A 23,051-nucleotide genomic window follows, 5' to 3' on the forward strand; every position below is an offset into this window, starting at 1 on the left:
ATTTATCAAGCGCCCTCTTAAGACCATTGATAGCGAAATGTGATCCTTGGTATGGATCACCACTGCGCTCAAGGAATCTGAATGCCTATTGTGACACTGCCTGATGGCAGTCAAAGAACGTTTGAAGCACCGCTTAGCATTATGCAGCTGGCAGAATCCATTGGCCCTGGTTTGGCTAAGGCCTGCATCGCTGGAAAAATTGATGGGGTGCTGGTCGATGCCGCCGATCTGATTGATCGAGATGTGCAAGTGGCTATTATTACTGCGCGAGATGAGGAAGGATTGGAAATTATTCGCCACTCCTGCGCGCATTTAGTTGGCCATGCAGTAAAGCAGATGTACCCAGAAGCCAAAATGGCCATCGGTCCGGTTATTGATGATGGCTTTTATTACGATATTGAATTTGGCCAGTCTGTCTCACCGGAAGACTTGGAAGCCATTGAAGCTCGCATGCAGTCATTGATCGAACGTGAGTACGATGTGGTGCGCGAATATGTAAATCGCGACCAGGCTATGCTGACTTTTTTACACCGTGATGAGCCATACAAGCAGGAGATTATTCGCCAAATTCCCGACGATGCGACTATTCGACTTTACCATCACGAAGAGTATACCGATATGTGCCGCGGGCCGCACGTGCCTAACACGCGGCATTTGAAAGCTTTTAAACTCACTAAATTAGCCGGCGCTTACTGGCGTGGTGATGCTGCTAATACGATGTTAACGCGTATTTACGGCACGGCATGGGGTGATAAAAAACAGCTCAAGGCTTATCTCAAGCGACTTGAAGAAGCCGAGAAGCGTGATCATCGCAAGCTCGCACGTAAAATGGACTTATTCCATATTCAAGAAGAAGCGCCAGGTATGGTGTTTTGGCATCCTAACGGCTGGACCATGTACCAAGCTTTAGAAGAGTACATGCGTAATGTTCAGCGCGAGCACGGTTACCAGGAAATTAAAACGCCGCAGGTAGTCGATCTCTCATTATGGAAAAAATCTGGGCACTGGGGGCATTACAGCGAGTTAATGTTCACCACAGAGTCGGAGAAGCGTGAGTACGCTGTTAAGCCAATGAACTGCCCTTGCCACGTGCAGGTGTTTAATCAAGGCTTAAAAAGTTATCGTGACTTGCCATTGCGACTGGCTGAGTTTGGCAGCTGTCACCGTAATGAGCCTTCCGGTTCGCTACATGGGCTAATGCGCGTACGTGGTTTTACTCAAGATGATGCGCATATTTTTTGCACCGAAGGTCAGATCCAGGCTGAAGCGGAAGACTTTATCGCGCTCACGCTGCAAGTGTATAAAGCGCTTGGGTTTGACGATGTAGAGTTAAAGCTATCGACACGTCCTGAAGATTTCCTGGGCGAAGCTGAAATGTGGGATCAAGCAGAGCAGGGTTTAGAGGCGGCCTTAAATGCAACAGGCCTAGCTTGGGACTTACAGCCAGGGGAGGGAGCGTTTTATGGACCTAAAATTGAATTTGCTCTGCGTGATTGTCTGAATCGCGTCTGGCAGTGTGGTACCCTACAGCTCGATTTTAATTTGCCAGGCCGTTTGGGGGCTCAGTACGTTGATGAAGATGGCGTGCGCAAGACCCCTGTAATGCTTCACCGCGCTATTTTAGGCTCCTTCGAGCGTTTCTTGGGGATTCTAATTGAGCACTATGCCGGGGCTATGCCATTATGGCTGGCACCGCAGCAGGCGGTAATCATGACAATCACTGATTCACAGCGTGAATATGCGCTGGAATTAGAGAAACGCCTGCAAAAAAGTGGCTTGCGTGTTAAAGCGGACTTGAGGAACGAGAAGATCGGCTTTAAAATCCGTGAGCATACGTTACAGAAAGTTCCTTACCTCCTTGTGGTGGGAGATAAGGAAGTTGAAGCTGACTCAGTGGCCGTGCGAACTCGTAGCGGCGAAAATCTTGGTATAATGACGGTCGAAGAGTTTACTGAACGTCATACTACTGAGAGAGCAGCCCTGGCGATATCGCCAACAGCCTAAGGAGACGGAGCGATCAAGCGAAGCAATCAGCGCGGGCGTCCAGCAGACAAGCGCCCACCAATGAACGAGCGAATTGTTGAAGAAGAAGTACGCCTTATTGGTAGCGACGGTGAGCAGTTGGGTGTTGTACCCACCACCGAAGCACTTGAGCGTGCTGAATCCGAAAGCTTAGACCTCGTGCAAATTTCAAATGCCGATCCTATCGTCTGTAAGATTATGGATTACGGCAAGTTCGTTTTTGAGACCAAGAAGCAGAAAGCGGCTCAAAAGAAGAAGCAGAAGCAAATCCAGGTTAAGGAAGTTAAATTCCGTCCTGGCACCGACGAAGGCGATTATCAGGTCAAGCTTAAAAACCTGACACGCTTTTTGGAAGGTGGTGACAAGGGCAAAGTCACACTGCGCTTCCGTGGTCGTGAAATGGCGCACCAGGACATTGGTCGTAAACTAATGGAAAGGATTGCGGCAGACCTGGAAGAGATCGGTTTGGTAGAGGCGTTCCCGAAAATGGAAGGTCGCCAGATGATCATGATTATTGCCCCGAAGAAGAAGTGATCCAACGGCGAAGTTAACGGGCCAGCGTGGAAGCGGTGGTCGGCCCTGGGTTTTCTAAAAATATCGAGCGGAGTATTTCTCATGCCGAAAATCAAAAGCAACAGTGGCGCTGCGAAGCGCTTTAAAAAGACGGCTAATGGCTTTAAGCACAAGCAGTCTCACCGTAGCCACATCTTGACCAAGAAATCGACTAAGCGTAAGCGTCAATTGCGTGGAATGAAGCAGATTCACGCGTCTGATAAAGCGCTCATCCAGCGTATGCTGCCGAATCTATAATTCGGGTTTTCGTTTTTCTGAGTGCACAATTTTTTTGCCTCAGCCTTAAAGTCAGGAGTGTGTTATGACTCGAGTTAAACGTGGCGTAGTAGCGCGTCGTCGCCATAAAAAAGTATTGAAACTTGCCAAAGGTTACTACGGTGCCCGCTCGCGTGTTTTCCGCGTTGCCAAGCAAGCTGTTATTAAAGCAGGTCAGTATGCTTACCGTGACCGTCGCAATCGCAAGCGTCAGTTCCGTGCGCTGTGGATTCAGCGTATTAACGCCGGTGCACGCATCAACGGTATGTCTTACAGCCGCTTTGTAGGCGGTCTTAAGAAAGCCGGTATTGAAATCGACCGTAAAGTATTGGCCGATTTGGCAGTACACGAGAAGGCTGCATTTGCTGCCATCGTGGAAAAAGCCAAGGCTGCCCAATAAGGTAGTTTGCACGGGACTTTTGTCCGTGTAATGTACCTGAGGTCATTTCAGAGTGACCCATCCAGGGGAAGAGCAGCCGCTCTTCCCCTGTTTTTTTGTCACCTTAAACGTGCCACGCCATCTTTCGAGATGGATATCGCTTAATTCGGAGTGAAACGGATGGATCACCTTCCTACTCTGGTATCTGAGGCTCGCGACGCTATTCAGGCTGCGCAGAGTGTCGCCGCGCTAGATGAGTTACGAGTACGCTATTTAGGTAAGAAAGGTGAGGTAACCGCCTTGCTTAAAGGTTTGGGTAAGCTGTCTGCAGAAGAGCGACCTGCTGCGGGTGAGCGTATAAACCAAGCCAAGCAGACGCTGGCTGATGAAATCGAGGCTAAGCGACAACAGCTTGAAGGGGCTGCGCTGAATGCTCGTTTAGCAGCTGAAAGTATTGATGTCACGTTGCCTGGGCGTGGGCAATCTACGGGTGGGCTTCATCCGGTGACGCGTACGCTTGAGCGTATTGAAGGGCTGTTCACTCGTATTGGCTATGATGTGGCCATTGGGCCTGAAATTGAAGATGATTATCACAATTTCGAAGCGCTTAATATTCCAGCGCACCATCCTGCCCGAGGTATGGCCGATACCTTCTATTTTGATGCTACGCGGTTGCTACGTACCCACACGTCGCCAGTTCAAGTACGCACCATGAAAAGCAGCGAACCGCCGATTCGGATTGTTTGTCCTGGGCGTGTATATCGTAGCGACTCGGATCTGACCCACACCCCCATGTTCCATCAAGTGGAAGGGTTGTTGGTAGATGAGGGTGTTAGCTTTGCTGACCTGAAAGGAACGATTGAAGATTTCTTGCAGGCATTTTTTGAACGCGATGATCTATCCGTTCGTTTCCGTCCCTCTTACTTCCCATTCACTGAGCCTTCTGCCGAGGTGGATATCCAGTGTGTGATGTGTAGTGGGGCAGGCTGTCGCGTATGTTCTCATAGCGGCTGGCTAGAAGTCATGGGTTGCGGCATGGTTCACCCTGAAGTATTCCGTCACTCCGGTATTGATTCAGAGCGCTACACCGGTTTTGCTTTTGGGATGGGTGCGGAGCGCTTGGCGATGTTGCGCTATGGCGTTAATGATTTGCGCCTGTTCTTTGAAAACGATCTGCGTTTTTTACGCCAATTCGCCTAAGACCGCCGCCAAATACAGGATCAACCATGAAATTTTCAGAACAGTGGCTGCGCGAGTGGGTATCGCCGCAGCTTAATACGCAGGCGATCGCCGATCAGATCACCATGGCCGGTTTGGAAGTCGATGCTGTCGAAGCAGTAGCGGCGGCGTTTAGTGGTGTCGTGGTGGCGGAGGTGCTGAGTAAAGAGAAGCATCCTGACGCAGACAAGCTCAACGTATGTACCGTTAATGATGGTAGTGGCGACCCTGTTCAGGTCGTCTGTGGTGCTTCGAACGTTGAGGTAGGGCAAAAAATTCCTTTTGCCCAGGTGGGTGGAGTGCTGCCCGGCGATTTTAAAATTAAAAAAGCCAAATTACGCGGTGTCGAGTCCCGCGGTATGATTTGTTCAGCATCTGAGTTAGGGCTCGAAGAAGAGACATCGCCCGGCATTATGGTGCTGCCTGCCACAGCTACGATCGGTGTTGATTTTCGAGAGTTCATGAATCTGAATGACATGACCATCGAAGTCGATTTGACCCCTAACCGTGGTGACTGCTTGAGTATTAAGGGGTTGGCACGAGAAGTCGGAGTGCTAAACCGTTTGCCAGTAAACGGGCCTGACATAAAAGCAGTCGTCGCTGAAATCGAGGACACCTTTGCCATTAAGCTTGAGGCGCCGCAACAGTGTCCGCGTTATATGGGGCGAATCATTAAAGGCGTCAACGTTAAGGCTGAAACACCGCTGTGGATGGTCGAACGCTTGCGGCGAAGTGGTGTTCGTTCAATTGACCCTGTGGTAGATGTCACCAATTACGTAATGCTGGAGCTAGGTCAGCCGCTGCACGCCTTTGACCGTGACAACCTAGAAGGTGGCATGCTAATCCGCTTGGCTAATCCGGGTGAGCGTTTAACGTTGCTGGATGGTAGCGATATTGCCTTGCGCCCAGAAACCCTCGTTATTGCTGATCATAAAGGCCCGCTGGCGATGGCCGGTATTATGGGTGGCGAAAATTCAGGTGTGAATGCCAATACGCAGACTATCTTCCTTGAATCTGCCTACTTCACGCCACTGGCGATTGCCGGTCAGGCGCGTTCATACGGCCTCCATACAGATGCTTCCCATCGCTTTGAGCGTGGCGTTGACCCGGCGCTAACCCCAGCTGCCGTTGAGCGAGCTACGCAGCTGTTGATTGAAATTTGCGGTGGACAGGCCGGGCCTGTTGTTGAAGCGCTTAGTGGCGACGATATGCCTAAAGAGCGTGTCATATTTTTGCGCAGTGATCGCTTGGAAAAAGCGTTATCAAAAGCGCTTGAGGCAGCTGATGTCACCGATATTTTGCAGCGCTTGGGGCTTGATGTCAGCGTGCAAGAGGATGGCTGGAAAGTCATTGCTGCCAGCTGGCGTTTTGATCTATCGATTGAAGAAGACCTGATCGAAGAGGTGGCGCGCGTACACGGCTATAATAATTTGCCGGTGCGTCGCCCGGCGGCACGTCTGGCGTTGCGTTCCGCGGATGAAGCGAAGCTTACCCAGGCTCGTCTGCGTCGTCAGATGGTTGCGCGTGGTTTTCAGGAGGCGATTACCTACAGCTTTGTTGCTCCCGAGCTCCAGGCGGCGATTTTGCCTGACGCCGTGACACCTGTACTTGCCAATCCTATCTCAGCTGATTTGTCGGTGATGCGGGCTAGCTTGTTTCCAGGCTTGGTGCGCGCCATGGAGTACAATCTTAACCGTCAGCAGACCCGCGTGCGGTTATTTGAAACCGGGCTGGTCTTTCATGGTGAGCTGGACGCTTTGTCGCAGGTACCCATGCTGGGAGCTCTCGTATGCGGAGGGCGAGAAGCAGAAGGCTGGAGTGGGGCTAAGGAGCGCGTCGACTTTTATGATCTGAAAGGCGATCTTGAAAGTATTCTATCAATGGGAGGGGACGCCGAAGCATGGCGCTTTGAGCCTGCCGAGCATCCAGCGCTTCATCCTGGTCAGAGTGCCCAGTTGTTACATAACGGGGAACCGGCGGGCTGGATTGGTACGATGCACCCTCAAGTGCGCGCAACGCTTGGTCTTAAGATGGATGCTGTATTATTTGAGGTGCGTTTGGACGCCCTTACTCAAGGCCAGATCCCAGCTTTTGCGCCACTTTCGCGTTTTCCTGAAGTGCGACGTGATCTTGCGTTTATACTCAACGATACCACCCCTGTGCAGGCGCTATTAGATTGCGCTAAGCAACAAGCGGGAGAATATTTGCAAGATATTAAGCTTTTTGATGTATATGCAGGTAAAGGCGTCGCAGAAGGATACAAGAGTATTGCTTTGGGCTTGACCTGGCAGCATCCATCGCGCACGCTAAACGATGAAGAAATCAATCAGTTGGTCGATTCAATCGTGACACAGGTGCGTGTCAAGCTGGATGCTGAGCTGCGCGGCTAGTAAGTAGCTAGGAGAGTACTTGGGCCACGCCACGTTGCTTATCACGTTCTTGGCAATGCGTTTGCTACTATGAGTTTGCTGCAAGGAGAGCCTTATGGGTGCGTTGACCAAAGCAGAGCTGGCTGAACATTTACATGCTGAGTTAGCCCTGTCCAAGCGAGAAGCGAAAGCCATGGTCGAAGCTTTTTTTGAAGAGATTCGAGCCTGCTTGCGTGAAAATGAACAGGTAAAGTTATCAGGATTTGGTAACTTTGACCTGCGTGATAAGCGCGAGCGTCCAGGACGAAATCCCAAAACGGGCGAGGAAATCCCCATTTCCGCCCGACGAGTGGTGACGTTTCGACCAGGGCAAAAGCTTAAGCAGCAAGTAGAGCATTACGTAGGTGGGGAGTAGCGCTTCTTTAGACCTTACTTTGCGCTTCGGCTCATGAATACATGATGAGGCAAGCGACATAGGGTCAATTAGGCTTTAAAGCGTATGCACCTAGGTTATTGATATCTAGATTATCAGTAGATAAAAGGAGGGCCTTTGGAAGCCCTCCTTTTTTGCAAGCATGGTCGCTGCTATTCGCCTTTGCTTTCCGGTGCCCTTGCCGATAATAGTGCTTCTAAATCGCTAAATGTTGCCGCCTTCAATCAGCCAGGTAATCACTACCTTAATGACGTAACCCAGCATGCCTGCGCCTAATACAACAAACAGCATGATGGTGCCAAACTTGCCAGCATTAGATTTTTTAGCTAAGTCCCAGATAATAAAGCACATAAATACGATTAAGCCGCCAATCATCAGCGGGGTTATCCAGGCCTCGAAGGTTTGCTGCATAGTCTCTCCTCATGATTGTCTCTGTCACCCACCTCGTTTTCATCAACTGCTGGGGTGGCGTGTGTCATTCTAACCAGTCATGTTAATATTTGAGCAAATTCATCGGGTATTTGTCGACTTAACGGTTGGCACTGTGACACTTTGACAGGGGAGTGACGATGCCAAAGCTGAATATTTTGGTGGGTACGATGTATGGTGGTGCGTTAGATGTGGCAGAGCAGGTCAAGCCGCTGTTTGAAAAGGCAGGTTATACAGTAGCCATTCATGAGCAGCCCGCCGTGGCGGATATCACTGAAAGCGAGGTTGATATCACACTATTTTGTGTGTCGACTACAGGAAGCGGTGATTTTCCCGGTAATTTTGTGCCGTTCGTGCGCCATCTGCGCGATCAAAGCCCATCATTGGTCTCTTTGCGTTATGGCCTTATAGCGCTTGGGGATAGTTCATACGGTGATACTTTTTGTGGTGCGGGTAGGGCACTAGACGCACTGCTGGAAGATCATGGTGCAACGCGTTTGGGTGAGCGTTTAGAAATTGACGCGATGGAAACCTTTATGGCCGACGATGCCGCTATTCCTTGGGTGGAAGAGTGGATTGTTACCCAGCGGTTAGAGGTAAATTAAGAGATGCAGCGTGCCCCTTCTTCACCTCAACGCATCAGCGTTGCGCTCGGTTTATGTTTAGTGATGCTGGCAGCGCTGCCTCGCTATTTAGCTGGCGGGCATGAAACTCGCCAGACGCTCATTGTGATTGCTTTGGTCTTGGTAGCTTCAGCGGTCTTCGTGCAGTGGCGTATGCTGTCGGTTGCTGCGCGTCAAACATTGCCCCGTTTGCTAAAGCGCCTTGTTATGATGATGCTGCTCGGTATGGCGGGAATGGGTATATGGCATGCCTTGTTTACCGATTGGATCAGCTGGCAGGTATTTATTTCTCATGGGGCGACGCTTGGATTACTGTTGCACGCATTGAGCCTTTGGTGGCTGAATGAGCAGCAAACCAGCTAGCTTTTGAAGGCAGAGGTTGAAAAACTCGCTGCATGACGTACAACGCAGTAGAATGGTGGTCATGGCGCAATTGGGGCTAATAATGATGTTAAATGCCCCTTGAAGTACTTAATTACTCGCTTATTCCCTTGTTTTTAAAATTACGTGCCCCCATGTTGCGAGCATGGCGCTTGCCACCTTGCGCCAGGGTTCTTAAAATTGCCCCTTAATCTTATTACATGCAATCAACACAACGCCCAGCCGTTAGAGGACAATTCATGCAAGTTTCTGTCGAGACGACCTCCCAGATCGAACGCCGTATCACTATTCAAGTGCCGGCTGCCGAAATTGACGAGGCCGTTAGTGCTCGCTTGAAAGACACCGCGAAGAACGTTCGCTTGAACGGTTTTCGCCAAGGCCGGGTGCCGATGGCAGTCGTACGTCAGCGCTACGGTCAGGATGCACGCAACGAAGTCGTTGGCGAAGTGATGCGTGAGCGCTATGTACGCGCCATTACTGACGAGGGTTTAAACCCCGCTGGCTTCCCGAAGATCGAACCGTCAGTCAATGAGTCGGGTAAAGATCTTGAATTTGTTGCGGTCATGGAAATCTACCCAGAGGTAGAGCTCGCTTCTATCGAGGGGACTGAAATTGAACGCCCCGTCGTGACTGTTAGCGACGCTGATGTTGATGAGATGATTGACACGCTGCGCAAGCAGAACGCTGGCTGGGAAGAAGTAGATGCTGCAGCAGCCGATGGTGATCAGGTGACTATCGACTTCCAGGGCTTCATCGGTGATGAGCCGTTTGAAGGCGGAAGTGCTGAAGGCCATTCACTGGTAATTGGCTCCAATAGTTTCATTCCAGGCTTTGAAGCTCAGTTAATCGGTGCGAAAGCAGGGGAAGAAAAAAGCATTCAAGTCACGTTCCCTACTGACTATCAGGCTGAGCATCTAGCTGGTAAAGAAGCGACGTTTAAAGTGAGCGTCCATAAAGTTAGCAGCCAGAAATTGCCGGAAGTTGACGCTGAGTTTATCGAGCGTTTTGGCGTTGAAGACGGCGATCAGGAAAAATTCCGCGCTGAAATCAAAAAGAACATGACTCGTGAAGCGTCACAGGCGGTTGATAACCGTGTCAAGCAGCAAGTATTGGATGCGCTAAAGAAGGTCAATGAAATTCCTGTGCCTAGTGCATTGGTACAGCAAGAAACAGATGGCATGAAGCTCCAGGCAGCCCAGCAGTTCGGTTTAGGTGAAGATTTTGACGTCAGCCAGTTACCTAATGAGCTGTTTGAAGAGCAGGCTAAAGGCCGTGTTCAAGTCGGCTTGTTACTTGCTGAGGTAATCAAGGCTAACGAACTTGACGCCGATGATGATGCCATTAAAGCAAAAGTAACTGAGTTGGCTGAACAGTATCAAGACCCTGAAGAAGTAGTGAGCTACTACATGGGTAATGAGCAGCTGAAAACGCAGGTGAAATCTGCCATTCTCGAAGAGAAAGCAGTGGCTAAGTTACTAGAGCAAACGAACATTAAAGACGTTGAAATGTCTTATCAGCAAGCCCTTGCCGCTGCGCAAAAGCAAGCCGAGCAAGATGAGGGTGCTGAAGAAGGCGATCAAGCCAACGCCTAACACCCTGGAACGTGGCGCACCAAACATCGGTGCGCTTTTCCCTTTCCGGACGCAAGGAATCACCTGAATGAGTGAGTTTGATATTCAAAACGCCGGCGGTTTAGTACCCATGGTGGTTGAGCAGAGCGCCAAAGGGGAAAGAGCTTACGACATTTATTCACGCTTGTTGAAAGAGCGCGTAATCTTTTTGGTAGGGCCTGTTGAAGACTACATGGCCAACCTGGTCGTTGCCCAACTGCTGTTCCTGGAGTCGGAAAATCCAGACAAAGATATTCATTTATATATCAACTCGCCAGGTGGTTCTGTCACCGCCGGCATGTCGATTTACGACACCATGCAATTTGTTAAACCGGATGTATCGACCGTTTGTATTGGTCAAGCGGCCAGCATGGGCGCGCTGTTGTTGACCGCTGGAGCTGCAGGCAAACGTTACTGCCTCCCTAACTCACGTGTCATGATTCACCAGCCGCTGGGTGGCTATCAGGGCCAAGCATCTGATATTGAAATACACACCCGTGAAATTCTTGGTATCCGTGAGAAACTGAATCAAATTCTTGCCCATCACACGGGTCAAGATATTGAAACTGTTTCACGCGATACAGACCGAGATAATTTCATGAGCGCCAATAAAGCCAAAGAGTACGGCTTGATTGATGCAGTGCTGGATAAGCGGCCTACATCCTGATAGCGTGATAGGATTCTGCTTTTCTAACGAGCTTTTCCGGCGGCGCAAGCCGCCGAAGTGATAGAGGTATGCGAATGGCCGACGGCAAAGGCAAGGACGAAGGTGGCAAGCTGCTCTACTGCTCGTTTTGCGGTAAAAACCAAAACGAAGTACGTAAGCTAATTGCGGGCCCGTCCGTTTATATCTGCGATGAGTGTGTCGACTTGTGTAATGACATCATTCGCGAGGAAGTTCTCGAAGCCGATGCCGAGAGCGACGAGGAGCGTTTACCTACGCCTCGCGAAATACGTCATACCCTGGATGATTACGTCATTGGGCAAGATCGCGCCAAAATGGTGCTTTCTGTAGCGGTGTATAACCACTATAAACGCTTGAAAACAGATGTGCGCGACGGCGATGTTGAACTGGGTAAATCCAATATTCTGCTAATTGGTCCCACCGGTAGTGGTAAAACGCTATTGGCGGAAACAATGGCAAGGCTGTTGAATGTTCCTTTTACTATCGCAGATGCAACGACGCTGACTGAAGCGGGTTATGTCGGTGAAGATGTAGAAAACATCATTCAAAAGCTGTTGCAGAAGTGTGATTACGATGTTGAGAAAGCGGAACGCGGCATTGTCTATATCGATGAAATCGATAAAATTTCACGCAAATCTGACAATCCGTCAATCACGCGTGATGTGTCAGGTGAAGGCGTTCAACAAGCATTATTGAAGCTTATTGAAGGCACCACGGCATCAGTACCGCCTCAAGGTGGTCGTAAGCATCCTCAGCAAGAGTTTGTGCAAGTTAATACGGGCAATATTCTGTTTATTGTCGGTGGTGCTTTTGCAGGCCTTGATAAAGTTATCCGTGACCGCGCTGAGAAAGGTGGTATTGGTTTCAATGCGGCAGTGAAAAGCAAAGAATCTTCCCGTGGGGTAGGTGAATTGCTGGCGGACGTTGAGCCTGACGATCTGGTTAAGTTTGGCTTGATCCCAGAGTTTGTCGGACGTCTACCGATTATTGCCACGCTGATGGAACTCACCGAAGATGCGTTGGTGCAGATTCTGACAGAGCCGAAAAACTCGCTTGTCAAACAGTACGCTAAGCTGTTTGAAATGGAAGATGTAGCGCTTGAGTTCACCGATGAAGCACTGCGAGCAGTTGCTGAAAAGGCCATGGAACGTAAGACAGGTGCCCGCGGTCTGCGCTCTATTCTAGAGTCGGTACTGCTTGATACTATGTACGAAATTCCCTCGCTGGAAGGTGTCAGTAAAGTGGTTATTGATGCCTCGGTCATTGCTGGTGAGAGCGAGCCGTTATTGGTTTACTCTCAGCAGGAAGAAGCGCGTGTCGACGGCACTGATGGCTAATGGCTAGTCGAGCACCGCGGCCCAGATTCAACCGCTTGCGCTAAATCAAGGGGTCGCCTAGGCGACCCCTTGTTATTGTGGAAAGCGGTTGTAGCATCTAGTGTGAAGCCCAGATGTAAGCATACCTAGTTCATGAAGTTGTTACTGCGTAGCCCAATCAATGCTTATGTGTCTACTACAAGCGTATTGACGACTGCGCAGTACTTTTCCAAGTACTCTTAGTAAGTACTCATCCGATTTGTCGAGGATCGTCTGCGATGCAGCAGAACGCCGAACAGACACAATGTCTACCCCTTTTACCGTTGCGTGATGTCGTTGTTTATCCGCAAATGGTTATTCCTCTTTTTGTAGGTCGTGAAAAGTCTATCCAGGCGCTCGAAGCGGCGATGGAGGCTGATAAGCGTGTGTTACTGGTGGCTCAGCGCGAAGCTTCTCAGGATGAGCCAGATAACGCGGACCTGTATTCAATGGGTACCGTGGCTGACATCATGCAACTACTTAAGCTGCCCGATGGCACGGTTAAAGTGCTTATCGAAGGTAACTTTCGAGCGGATGTACTGAGCGTTGAAGAGAACGCCGCAGGTTATACCCAGGCGTATTTAACGCCGCGTGAGAGTGAGCCTCTCACCAGTCGCGAGCAGGAGGCACTGGTTCGTGTGCTGCTTAATCAGTTTGAGCAGTACGTCAAGCTGTCTAAAAAAGTCCCCAACGAAGTACTTAATTCGTTATCAGGGATTGAAGACCCGAGCCGTCTGGTTGATACCATTTGTGCTCATTTGTCGCTTAAAATTGGTGATAAGCAAGAGCTGCTAGAGATGGATCGGGTGCGTGACCGTATTGAGCATCTAATGGCGCTGATCGAATCTGAGATCGATTTGCTTCAGGTTGAGAAGCGTATCCGCTCGCGGGTTAAAGAGCAGATGGAGAAGACTCAGCGCGAGTACTACCTCAATGAGCAGATGAAAGCAATCCAGAAAGAGATGGGTGAGCTGGATAATGTGCCCAATGAGGCCGAGAAGTATGAGCTGGCCATTAAAGAGTCGGGCATGCCTAAAGAGGCGTCTGACAAAGCTACCCAAGAGCTCAATAAGCTTAAAATGATGGCTTCCAACTCTGCAGAAGCTACCGTGGTGCGCTCCTATCTGGATTGGCTGGTTGCTGTGCCATGGAAAAAGCGCACACGGGTCAAACATGACCTTGTCAAAGCGCAGCAGGTGCTGGATGAAGACCATTACGGCCTAGAAGAGGTTAAAGCGAGGATCCTTGAGTATCTCGCCGTACAAACGCGTGTACGCAAGATGAAAGGCCCTGTGCTATGTTTGGTGGGGCCGCCTGGGGTGGGTAAAACGTCGCTTGGCCAATCCATCGCGCGTGCCACCAATCGCAAATATGTACGTTTAGCGTTAGGGGGTGTCCGTGATGAGTCTGAAATTCGCGGCCACCGTCGCACTTATATAGGTTCATTGCCGGGCAAAATGATCCAGCGCGTGAGCCGTGCGGGCGTTAAAAATCCGCTGTTTCTGTTAGATGAAGTCGATAAATTAGGCATGGATCATCGCGGTGATCCCGCTTCCGCGTTGCTGGAAGTGCTTGATCCTGAGCAGAATAACAGCTTTAGCGATCACTATCTTGAGCTTGATTATGATCTGTCAGAGACGCTATTCATCTGTACTGCTAACTCGATGAATATTCCCAGCGCTTTGCTTGATCGAATGGAAATTATTCGTCTCCCTGGTTACACCGAAGACGAAAAATTGGCAATCGCTAAGCGTTATTTATTGCCTAAGCAGCTAACCGCCAACGGATTGAAGAGCGACGAGTTAACGCTGGAAGATAGCGCGCTTTTAGAGCTTATTCGCTATTACACCCGAGAAGCAGGTGTGCGTGAATTAGAGCGACAGATTGCTAAAGTATCGCGCAAGGTGCTGCGTGAGCGCCTTGAGAAAGAGCGAGATCCGAAAGCCAGTCAAGATGGCCAAAGCTTAATGGCTGAGCAGATTGAGCACTACGCGGGTGTGCGTCGATACAGCTACGGATTAGCTGAGCAGGATGACCAGATTGGTCGCGTAACAGGGCTTGCTTGGACATCCGTAGGCGGCGAGCTACTTAATATTGAATCGGTGGTAACGCCAGGCAAAGGCCGTATTAACAAAACCGGTTCGCTTGGCGATGTAATGAAAGAGTCGGTTAGCGCTGCCCAAACGGTTGTGCGTGCCAGGGCTCATGAGTATGGAATTGATCCAGAGCGGTTCGAGAAAGAGGATCTACACATTCACGTGCCAGAAGGTGCAACGCCGAAGGATGGTCCCAGCGCGGGCATTGCCATGGTGACGGCAATCGTTTCTGCTTACACCCAGCGTCCAGTTCGCTGCGATGTAGCAATGACCGGAGAAGTCAATCTGCGCGGCGAGGTGTTGCCCATCGGCGGGTTGAAGGAGAAATTGCTGGCAGCGCGCCGTGGTGGTATAAAGACAGTCCTAATTCCTGAAGAAAACCGTCGTGATCTCAAGGAAGTACCGGACAATATCAAAAGTGCACTTGATATTCGCCCAGTACGTTGGATAGATGATGTTTTAGCCGTAGCGCTAGCAGCCAGAGTTGAGGAAGGTGCACCATTAAAAAGCACCGAAGCATCGTTTAGCAATAATGCTATTGCAAGTACCCATTAAGCTGTTAAAGCCCAGTCTGGGCTTTAATTTTACTTAATATTTTGGCCCGTTGCTACACGTGGCGGGTCACTCGCGGTATGGTTGCTTGACAGATGTTTCAAGGCATTGCTATAAAACGCAGCTATGCTTTGATCGTCGTATCAATCGGTGACCATGCCGTTCAGAGCCATTTTTTGAAACAATCAAGGGGTGAAGAGTGAATAAGTCCGAGCTGATTGAAGCCATTGCCGCATCTGCTGATATTCCTAAAGCAGCGGCAACTCGCGCATTGGATGCCATGGTGGAGTCTGTCACCGATAGCCTTAAGAAAGGTGAAAGCGTATCACTGGTGGGCTTTGGTACCTTCGCGATCAAAGAGCGTGCCGCCCGTACTGGCCGCAACCCGCAAACTGGTCAGCCTATCCAGATCAGTGCTGCAAAAGTACCTAGTTTCAAAGCAGGTAAAGCGCTGAAAGACGCCGTCAACTAATTTGCCCGCGTTTGCTGTAACCTAATGGGCGCATCGTATTAGCGATGCGCCCATGTTATTTTCTGGCCCCCTATTCGTCCAAATCTGGCGGGTCAATGTGTTTGGCTGTGACTATCTGAGGCTAGCATGCTGCAAAGTATTCGAGATGGCTCCAGGAGCTGGGGTGCCAAAATTATTATCGGTGTCATGGTTGCGGCCATGGCGCTGTTCGGGATTGAGTCACTGTTCGGGCTTTTTGGCAGCGATCCAAACGAAGTGGCGAGTGTTAATGGCCAACCCATAATGCGTCAGCAGGTTGAGCTTGAAGTGCAGCGTGCTCTGCGCTCAGGGCAAGTGCCACCAGAGCAAGAACGTGCGCTACGCAACGATATGCTTGATCAACTAATAACGGCGCAACTGCTTTCTCAGTACGCAGAAGATGGCGGTTTTACCGTGTCTGATAATCAATTGGATCAGATGATCGTCAGCCTGCCAGAATTCCACGATCAAGATGGCCGCTTCTCTGCTGACGTTTTTCGCAACCGCTTAGCAGGTGCAGGCTATACACCCATGTCTTTTCGCGAAGAGTTACGCGTTGATATTCAGCGTCAACATCTTCAGCAAGGTCTAGCGTTCAGCGATTTTAGTCTGCCCAGTGAACAAGAGCGTTTAGCCTCTCTCCAGCGTCAGGAACGTAGCTTCCGTTACGTAGTGCTTGATGGTGGTGATGTAGATACTGACTTAACTATTAGTGAAGAAGACCTTGAAAGTTACTATGAGGCCAATCAGGAACGCTATGAGCGTCCTGAGCAAGTACGCTTAGAGTATGTTCTGATTGATCGCCAATCGATGGCACAAGAGCAAGATATTGATGAAGATGTATTGCGCGATGCATGGCGTGAGCAAAATCGTGATGCAGACCGTCGTGTTTCCCATATCATGGTCACGTTTGGTAATGATCGGTCTCGTGAAGAGGCCCAGGAGTTAGCCGCATCCGCTCGTGAAGCGCTTGATGAAGGCGAGTCTTTTGCTGATACCGCGGTGCGCTACTCTGACGATACGGCTAGTGCAGAAGAGGGCGGCGATCTAGGTGTCATTAGTCGAGGCTTCTTTGGTGATACCTTTGATGATGCGGCGTTTGGTCTTGAAGAAGGCGATATTTCTCAAGTAGTCGAGCTTGATGGTGCTTTTCATATTATCCAAGTCACCGACATTCGCGGACCTACCTTTGAAGAGCAGCGTGATCAGCTGCAGCGCGAGGTTGCGCTTCGTGACATCGATAGTGAATTTAATCAGCGCGTGCAGCAGCTAATCGACGAAAGCTTTGCTGCTGAAGATTTACAGAGTGTTGCTGATGAAATTGGCTTAACGCTACAAGAGAGCGATTGGCTCGCTCGTGATGACACAGCTGAAGGCGTATTATCCGAGCCTGGCGTGATCGCTGAAGCTTTTAGTGACGATGTATTAGTTGAAGGCTACAACAGCGAAGTCATTGAGCTTGACCAGGATCGCCGTCTAGTACTTAGGGTTGCCGAACGACGGGAAGCGACCTTGCTTTCGCTTGATGACGTGCGTGAGGAAGTCGAGATGTCCGTAGCTGCATTACAGCAGCAAGAAGCACTGCGTGAAGAGGCTCAAACGCTGATTGCAGAGCTGCGTAGCGGCAGCGATCAGGGCGACATTAGTTGGCTCGAAGCCAATAGCGTCAGTCGTCAGTCTGATTCCACCGTACCACAGTTGATTGTTCAGGAAGCGTTCCGTATGCCGCGCCCTGAAGAGGGCGAGAGTGTCTATCGTGCCGTAGAGCTACCGCAAGGTGTTGCTTTAGTAGCCTTAGATAGCGTGACTGACGGTGAAGTCGACGAGCAAATGGAAACGTTTGTGTCGCAAATGGCTGAGCAGCTGCGTGCGCAATCGGTGCTGCAGGGTTTGATTGATGACCTACGCAGCAATGCGGATATTGAGCGATAAAGCTAGCTTCTCAGTGACTTAAAACTCAGTTGTTGGGTAACAAAAAAAGCCGATCTCAATGATCGGCTTTTTTAGTGGTGAATAAGTGGTTAAGGATTAGGCGGTTGAGCCAAGGCAAACTGACGCAATCTTGGAGCCGTATGGTCAGAGCGTTCGATGACAATATCCCAGCCGTGCTGGGCATCCCAGTCACCTAGTACATACCGTTTCGCCGGTACATCCTCAACGGTCAGGTCATGCACTTTTGGGCGGTGGGTGTGGCCGTGAATCATTGTTGTCAAACCATGGCGCTCCATCACCCTCACTACCTCTTGATGAGTGACATCCATGATCGCTTCTGCTTTATTGGCATTGGCTTCACCTGATTGGGCGCGCAAGCTTTGCGCCAGGGCTACCCGCTGTTCCAAAGGCAGGGCGAGCATTTGAGCCTGCCACTCTGGGTGACGCGACTGCTGGCGAAAAGCCATGTAGGCCTCATCCTGAGTGCACATACTGTCGCCGTGCAGCAGCACAACGGGCACGCCCTGAATCTCCACTTCCTCAACATCGGGTAGTAGAAATGCCTGGCAAGCCGTGATGAAGCGTTCGCCGAGTAGAAAGTCGCGATTGCCGTGCATCAAGTAGACAGCGGTGCCGTCGCTACTGAGCCTGCGCAAATGACGAATCACCTCTTGAGCAACGTCGCAAAGCGGATGTGTTTTGGCGTCAAGCAGATCATCGCCAATCCAGGCGTCAAAAAGATCACCAAGAATATAGAGCGCATCTGCTCCTGGAGCAGTGTGCTCTAAATAGCGGTAGAACCCCTGATTAATCTCAGGGGTATCGCTACTTAGATGCAGGTCGGCAACAAGCAGTGTGCGCATAAGGCTCCCTAGTTTATTCCGCTTCCTTGATGTAAGCGCGCTCAATGATGACATCTTCAGCCGGAACATCGGCGTGCATACCACGGCGAGTGGTCGTGACATTTTTAATCGTATTCACAACGTCCATGCCATCAACAACTTCGCCAAATACCGCGTAGCCCCAGCCTTGCAGACTTTTGCCGCTATGATCTAGAAAGCTATTGTCGCCCACATTGATAAAAAACTGCGCAGTTGCAGAGTGTGGATCCTGGGTGCGAGCCATTGCCAGTGTGCCGATAGTGTTTTTTAAACCATTGTCAGCTTCGTTATCGATTGGGTCACGGGTCGACTTTTGCTCAAAATCTTTATCAAAGCCGCCGCCTTGAACCATAAAGCCATCAATTACCCGGTGAAACAGGGTGCCGTCATAAAATCCGTCGCGAACATACTGCTCAAAATTCGCCGCGCTAATCGGCGCTTTTTCATGGTTAAGAGCGATGGTGATGTCACCGTGGTTCGTCTGTAATACGATCATTGATAAATTCCTGTTCAATAAAGGCGTTCGCCTTGGCGCTGTGCATCGGCGTCACGTTATAATAGCTGTTTTGTCCTGCACCGCGAAGGGCCATAAGGGTATCCTAGGTCTACACGGCTCAGCACGCCATCCACCACGAGGTAATTAACACCACCATGACCAACGAGACCACCCCAGCGCCGAACTTCATTCGTAACCAAGTACGCGACGAGATCGAGGGCGGCCAGGTCACTAAAATCGTGACACGCTTCCCCCCGGAACCTAATGGCTTTCTACATATCGGCCATGCGAAGTCGATCTGTCTGAATTTCGGGTTGGCGGAGCAAATGGGTGGCGAGTGTCATCTACGTTTCGATGACACCAACCCTGCCAAAGAAGAACAGGCGTATATCGATGCGATCAAAGAAGATGTCAGTTGGTTGGGCTTTGAATGGTCCGGGCCGGTGCGTTTTGCCTCTGACTACTTTGACCAGCTCTATGCCTGGGCGCAGCACCTGATTCGTGAAGGCAAGGCTTACGTTGACGATCTTTCTCCGGATGAGATTCGTGAATATCGCGGTACTTTGACGGCGCCGGGTAAAGCCAGCCCCTACCGCGAGCGCAGCGTGGATGAAAACCTTGATCTGCTTGAGCGTATGCGTAAGGGTGAATTTGGCGAAAGTGAAAAAGTGCTGCGCGCTAAAATTGACATGGCCTCACCCAATATCAATTTACGCGATCCGATTCTTTACCGAATTCGTCACGCAAGCCATCATCAAACCGGGGATAAGTGGAAAATCTATCCCTCTTACGACTTTACCCATGGCCAGTCGGATGCCATTGAAGGCATCACGCACTCAATTTGCACGCTGGAATTTGAAGATCACCGCCCGTTGTACGAGTGGTTCTTGAATAATTTACCGGTACCTGCAAAGCCGCGCCAGATCGAGTTCGCACGTTTGAATCTCGATTACACCCTGACCTCCAAGCGCAAACTTAAGCTGCTGGTTGACGAGAAAATTGTCGCTGGCTGGGATGACCCGCGTATGCCGACTATTTCCGGTATGCGCCGCCGCGGCTATACGCCAGCCTCTATCCGTAAATTCTGCGAAATGATTGGTGTTACGCGCGCTGACGGTGGCTTGGTTGATATCGCTATGCTGACCCACGCCATTCGCTCGGATCTTGAAGACAATGCCCCGCGTGCGATGTGTGTGTTAAACCCGCTGAAAGTTGTGTTAACCAACGTACCTGAAGATCACCAAGAGATTTACGAAGTACCGGGTCATCCCGCCCGTGAAGATATGACCATGCGTAAAGTACCGTTCACTCGTGAGCTCTACATCGATCAAGAAGACTTTATGGAAGAAGCCCCTAAAAAGTTCTTCCGCTTGGCGCCAGGCAAAGAAGTACGCCTGCGCAATAGCTACGTGATCCGCTGCGATGAAGTGATTAAGGACGCCGCCGGCGAAATCAGCGAGCTGCACTGCTCGGTGGATTTCGACACCCTGGGCAAAAATCCCGAGGGGCGTAAGGTGAAAGGCGTCATTCACTGGGTCAGTGCTACCCATGGCGTGCCGATGGAAGTTCGTCTTTATGACAATTTGTTCACCGTTGAGCAACCCGATCGCGATAAAGACGCTGACTTCCTTGAGCACCTAAATCCTGAATCGCTAACCGTTTACCAAGCGATCGGTGAACCCAGCCTTGCCGAGGCGCTACCTGAGTCACGCTTCCAGTTTGAGCGTGTCGGCTATTTCTGCGCGGACCGTCATGACTCAACGCCAGAGCATTTGGTGTTTAACCGCACGGTCGGATTGAAAGATAGCTGGGCGAAAATCAAACAGAAGGGTTAAGGAAAACGTCATATGCATATTTACAATACACTGACGCGTCGCAAAGAACCTTTCACCCCGCTGGTCGCGGGAAAAGTGAGCATGTATGTCTGCGGCATGACGGTGTATGACTACTGCCACCTTGGTCACGCCCGCGTTATGGTCGCCTTTGATGTGATCACGCGCTATTTGCGTGAACGTGGTTATGACGTTAACTACGTGCGCAATATTACTGATATCGACGATAAAATTCTTAAGCGCGCCGACGAGAATGGCGAAAGCATCACCGCGCTGACTGAGCGCATGATCGCTGCTATGCATGAGGATGAGGCGCGGTTGTTCGTTTTGCCGCCAAGCCATGAGCCGCGAGCGACTGGCCATATCGGTGATATCGTGGCCATGATTGAAACACTGATTGAAAAAGGCTTTGCTTACGCCGCGGACAATGGGGATGTCTACTACCGGGTGCGCAAATTTGCCGATTACGGCAAGCTTAATAATCGCCAGCTTGACGATATGCGCTCCGGTGCGCGGGTTGAGGTGGATGTCCATAAAGAAGACCCCCTTGACTTCGTCCTGTGGAAAGCCGCAAAGCCAGAGGAAGCGCACTGGGCGTCACCCTGGGGTGATGGGCGGCCTGGCTGGCATATCGAGTGCTCGGCCATGTCGACCTGCTGCTTGGGAGACACCTTTGACATTCACGGCGGCGGGCCGGATTTAACCTTTCCGCACCATGAGAATGAGATTGCCCAAAGTGAGGCGGCTACGGGGAAAACCTACGTTAATACCTGGATGCACGCAGGCGCTGTAAGGGTCAATCAGGAGAAGATGTCTAAATCATTGGGCAACTTCTTTACCATTCGCGATGTGTTGGCCGAGCACGATCCTGAAGTAGTGCGGTTTTTATTGGTCGCCAGTCACTACCGTAGTGCGATTAACTACTCAGTAGACTCGTTGACTGAGGCGAGAAAATCATTAACGCGTTTATATACGGCGTTGGAAGGGGTAGCGTTCGTCACGACCACCAGCAGTGAGCCTTCGGCCTACCGGCAACGCTTTACTCAGGTAATGGATGATGATTTCAACACGCCTGAAGCTTTAGCAGTGTTGTTTGAGCTAGCCCGTGAGGTCAACAGAGCCAAGCAGGAGAATCCTGACCAAGCGCCTAAGCTTGCGGCTGAACTAAAACGGCTTGGCGCTATTTTGGGCCTTCTTCAGCAGGTACCGCAAACGTTTTTAAAAGGCACCCAGCAACAGGGTATGCCGCTTAGCGAAAGTGAGATAGAAACGAAAATTGCTCAGCGCATCGAGGCTAAAGCGAATAAAGACTTCGCTCAGGCGGATGCGATTCGTGATGAGCTCGCGGCGCTGGGGATTATTCTGAAAGACTCTCGAGAGGGTACTTCCTGGGTGTTAGAGGCTCCTTAAACGTGCTTAAACGCTGAAGGCATTTATAGTGTAAACGCTGAAGGCTCTTATACTGGTTAAGAGCCTCAGTTGTTAAAAAGCCCACTTCAAAAGGAATTCAAAATGCGCTTTTCAGCTAATTTGTTCATCGCTAAGCCTCTTGTCATGGCTTGCGCACTGTCTATTGCTGCTATTTCTCAAGCCAACGCCAACGACCCGATAGTAGTGTCATCCAAAATCGATACGGAAGGTTCGGTATTGGGTGAGTTGATTATTCAAACCCTGGAACGTCATGGTATTACTACCGAAAATCGGTTGCAGCTTGGCGGTACCAGCGTAGTACGCACGGCCCTGGAAGCTGGCGAAATCGACCTTTATCCAGAGTATACGGGTAATGGTGCATTCTTTTTTGATATGACCGACAGTCCGGTCTGGAATAATCCCGACGAGGCTTATGAAACGGTACGTGAACGTGATGCTGAACAAGGCCTGATTTGGCTGCAGCCCGCGAGCGCTAATAACACCTGGGCGATGAGTATTCGCGAAGATGTGGCCACCGAGAATGAGCTGGTGAGCTTAGATGATCTGGCTGCTTATTTGGCTGATGGTGGTGAATTCAAATTTGCCGCAAGCGCGGAGTTCGTTGAATCGGCTCAGGCACTGCCCGCTTTTCAAGAAGCCTATGGCTTTGAATTAAGCGATGAACAACTGTTAGTGCTCTCTGGTGGCAATACCGCCGCCACCATGCGGGCTGCTGCACAGCAAACCAGTGGTGTTAACGGCGCCATGACCTATGGCACGGACGGTGGCTTAAGTGCGCTTGGCCTTGTTGTCCTTGAAGATACTAAAGGCGTTCAACCTGTTTACCAGCCTGCTCCTGTGGTGCGGGAAAGCGTATTGGAAGCACACCCTGATATTGAAGCGCTACTCAATCAGGTTTTTGCTACACTCGATGAGCTCACCCTGCAAACGCTCAATGCGGATGTTGCCGTCAACGGACTCTCCCCGACCCAAGTAGCCAGCGACTACCTTGATTCCCTGGATAACTAAT

22 protein-coding genes are annotated in these 23,051 nt (G+C 50.5%); 18 read left to right on the forward strand and 4 right to left on the reverse strand.

Annotated features, from left to right (window positions below; translation table 11 throughout):
• Nucleotides 1–81 precede the first annotated feature (81 nt).
• The 7 genes from thrS to ACQKE4_RS08380 all read left to right on the forward strand — a co-directional run bounded on the left by thrS (nt 82) and on the right by ACQKE4_RS08380 (nt 7,231).
• Nucleotides 82–2,004, forward strand: coding sequence for a threonine--tRNA ligase (gene thrS, locus ACQKE4_RS08350; RefSeq protein ID WP_427387806.1), 1,923 nt, complete (start codon nt 82–84; stop codon nt 2,002–2,004).
• 60 nt (nt 2,005–2,064) lie between these two features.
• On the forward strand, nt 2,065–2,556 hold the full coding sequence (gene infC / locus ACQKE4_RS08355) for a translation initiation factor IF-3 (protein WP_107334128.1): 492 nt from the start codon (nt 2,065–2,067) through the stop codon (nt 2,554–2,556).
• 81 nt (nt 2,557–2,637) lie between these two features.
• Nucleotides 2,638–2,832: a 50S ribosomal protein L35 gene (rpmI, locus tag ACQKE4_RS08360; RefSeq protein WP_027959586.1), complete on the forward strand. Its 195-nt coding sequence runs from the start codon at nt 2,638–2,640 to the stop codon at nt 2,830–2,832.
• 64 nt (nt 2,833–2,896) lie between these two features.
• Nucleotides 2,897–3,250, forward strand: a complete 354-nt coding sequence (rplT, locus tag ACQKE4_RS08365; protein WP_078087679.1) for a 50S ribosomal protein L20 — start codon at nt 2,897–2,899, stop codon at nt 3,248–3,250.
• Between the two features lie 159 nt (nt 3,251–3,409).
• On the forward strand, nt 3,410–4,429 hold the full coding sequence (gene pheS, locus ACQKE4_RS08370) for a phenylalanine--tRNA ligase subunit alpha (RefSeq protein ID WP_427387808.1): 1,020 nt from the start codon (nt 3,410–3,412) through the stop codon (nt 4,427–4,429).
• Nucleotides 4,430–4,455: 26 nt separating this feature from the next.
• Nucleotides 4,456–6,837, forward strand: coding sequence for a phenylalanine--tRNA ligase subunit beta (gene pheT, locus ACQKE4_RS08375; protein ID WP_427387809.1), 2,382 nt, complete (start codon nt 4,456–4,458; stop codon nt 6,835–6,837).
• A 94-nt stretch (nt 6,838–6,931) separates the two neighbouring features.
• Nucleotides 6,932–7,231, forward strand: coding sequence for an integration host factor subunit alpha (locus tag ACQKE4_RS08380; RefSeq protein ID WP_035579533.1), 300 nt, complete (start codon nt 6,932–6,934; stop codon nt 7,229–7,231).
• Nucleotides 7,232–7,453: 222 nt separating this feature from the next.
• Here the strand turns inward: ACQKE4_RS08380 and ACQKE4_RS08385 are convergent, their stop codons facing one another.
• Nucleotides 7,454–7,660, reverse strand: a complete 207-nt coding sequence (locus ACQKE4_RS08385; RefSeq protein WP_290835051.1) for a DUF2788 domain-containing protein — start codon at nt 7,658–7,660, stop codon at nt 7,454–7,456.
• A gap of 158 nt (nt 7,661–7,818) precedes the next feature.
• Here ACQKE4_RS08385 and ACQKE4_RS08390 point away from each other — a divergent pair, with 158 nt between their 5' ends.
• The 8 genes from ACQKE4_RS08390 to ACQKE4_RS08425 all read left to right on the forward strand — a co-directional run bounded on the left by ACQKE4_RS08390 (nt 7,819) and on the right by ACQKE4_RS08425 (nt 17,402).
• On the forward strand, nt 7,819–8,283 hold the full coding sequence (locus ACQKE4_RS08390; protein WP_427387810.1) for a flavodoxin: 465 nt from the start codon (nt 7,819–7,821) through the stop codon (nt 8,281–8,283).
• 3 nt (nt 8,284–8,286) lie between these two features.
• Nucleotides 8,287–8,664, forward strand: a complete 378-nt coding sequence (locus ACQKE4_RS08395; protein WP_427387811.1) for a hypothetical protein — start codon at nt 8,287–8,289, stop codon at nt 8,662–8,664.
• Nucleotides 8,665–8,921: 257 nt separating this feature from the next.
• Nucleotides 8,922–10,274 (forward strand): trigger factor, encoded by a 1,353-nt coding sequence (gene tig, locus ACQKE4_RS08400; RefSeq protein ID WP_427387812.1) that lies wholly within the window; start codon nt 8,922–8,924, stop codon nt 10,272–10,274.
• A gap of 67 nt (nt 10,275–10,341) precedes the next feature.
• Complete coding sequence (gene clpP / locus ACQKE4_RS08405; protein WP_113270706.1) at nt 10,342–10,959, forward strand: ATP-dependent Clp endopeptidase proteolytic subunit ClpP; 618 nt, start codon at nt 10,342–10,344, stop codon at nt 10,957–10,959.
• A 74-nt stretch (nt 10,960–11,033) separates the two neighbouring features.
• Entirely contained in the window at nt 11,034–12,314 is a 1,281-nt protein-coding gene (clpX, locus tag ACQKE4_RS08410) for an ATP-dependent Clp protease ATP-binding subunit ClpX (protein ID WP_427387913.1), read from the forward strand.
• 257 nt (nt 12,315–12,571) lie between these two features.
• A complete protein-coding gene (lon, locus tag ACQKE4_RS08415) occupies nt 12,572–14,983 on the forward strand; it encodes an endopeptidase La (protein ID WP_427387813.1) in 2,412 nt (803 codons plus the stop codon).
• Nucleotides 14,984–15,179: 196 nt separating this feature from the next.
• Nucleotides 15,180–15,452, forward strand: coding sequence for an HU family DNA-binding protein (locus ACQKE4_RS08420; protein ID WP_007114333.1), 273 nt, complete (start codon nt 15,180–15,182; stop codon nt 15,450–15,452).
• Nucleotides 15,453–15,578: 126 nt separating this feature from the next.
• Nucleotides 15,579–17,402 (forward strand): SurA N-terminal domain-containing protein, encoded by a 1,824-nt coding sequence (locus tag ACQKE4_RS08425; protein ID WP_427387815.1) that lies wholly within the window; start codon nt 15,579–15,581, stop codon nt 17,400–17,402.
• Between the two features lie 89 nt (nt 17,403–17,491).
• Here ACQKE4_RS08425 and ACQKE4_RS08430 read toward each other — a convergent pair whose 3' ends face one another.
• From ACQKE4_RS08430 to ACQKE4_RS08440, 3 genes are read right to left on the reverse strand one after another with little or no spacing between them, the layout of a single operon-like run.
• Nucleotides 17,492–18,265, reverse strand: coding sequence for a UDP-2,3-diacylglucosamine diphosphatase (locus ACQKE4_RS08430; protein WP_427387816.1), 774 nt, complete (start codon nt 18,263–18,265; stop codon nt 17,492–17,494).
• A 13-nt stretch (nt 18,266–18,278) separates the two neighbouring features.
• Nucleotides 18,279–18,779: a peptidylprolyl isomerase gene (locus tag ACQKE4_RS08435; protein WP_427387817.1), complete on the reverse strand. Its 501-nt coding sequence runs from the start codon at nt 18,777–18,779 to the stop codon at nt 18,279–18,281.
• A complete protein-coding gene (locus ACQKE4_RS08440) occupies nt 18,751–18,873 on the reverse strand; it encodes a hypothetical protein (protein ID WP_427387818.1) in 123 nt (40 codons plus the stop codon). The genes ACQKE4_RS08435 and ACQKE4_RS08440 overlap by 29 nt, the downstream gene beginning before the upstream one ends.
• 61 nt (nt 18,874–18,934) lie before the next feature.
• Between ACQKE4_RS08440 and ACQKE4_RS08445 the strand changes: the two genes are divergently transcribed.
• The 3 genes from ACQKE4_RS08445 to osmF all read left to right on the forward strand — a co-directional run bounded on the left by ACQKE4_RS08445 (nt 18,935) and on the right by osmF (nt 23,050).
• Nucleotides 18,935–20,614: a glutamine--tRNA ligase/YqeY domain fusion protein gene (locus tag ACQKE4_RS08445; protein ID WP_427387819.1), complete on the forward strand. Its 1,680-nt coding sequence runs from the start codon at nt 18,935–18,937 to the stop codon at nt 20,612–20,614.
• 12 nt (nt 20,615–20,626) lie between these two features.
• Complete coding sequence (gene cysS / locus ACQKE4_RS08450; protein WP_427387820.1) at nt 20,627–22,021, forward strand: cysteine--tRNA ligase; 1,395 nt, start codon at nt 20,627–20,629, stop codon at nt 22,019–22,021.
• A 102-nt stretch (nt 22,022–22,123) separates the two neighbouring features.
• Nucleotides 22,124–23,050, forward strand: coding sequence for a glycine betaine ABC transporter substrate-binding protein OsmF (gene osmF / locus ACQKE4_RS08455; RefSeq protein WP_427387821.1), 927 nt, complete (start codon nt 22,124–22,126; stop codon nt 23,048–23,050).
• The last annotated feature ends 1 nt before the right edge of the window (nt 23,051 follow it).

The organism is Halomonas sp. NPDC076908 (assembly GCF_050269715.1).
Taxonomy (GTDB): Bacteria; Pseudomonadota; Gammaproteobacteria; order Pseudomonadales; family Halomonadaceae; genus Vreelandella.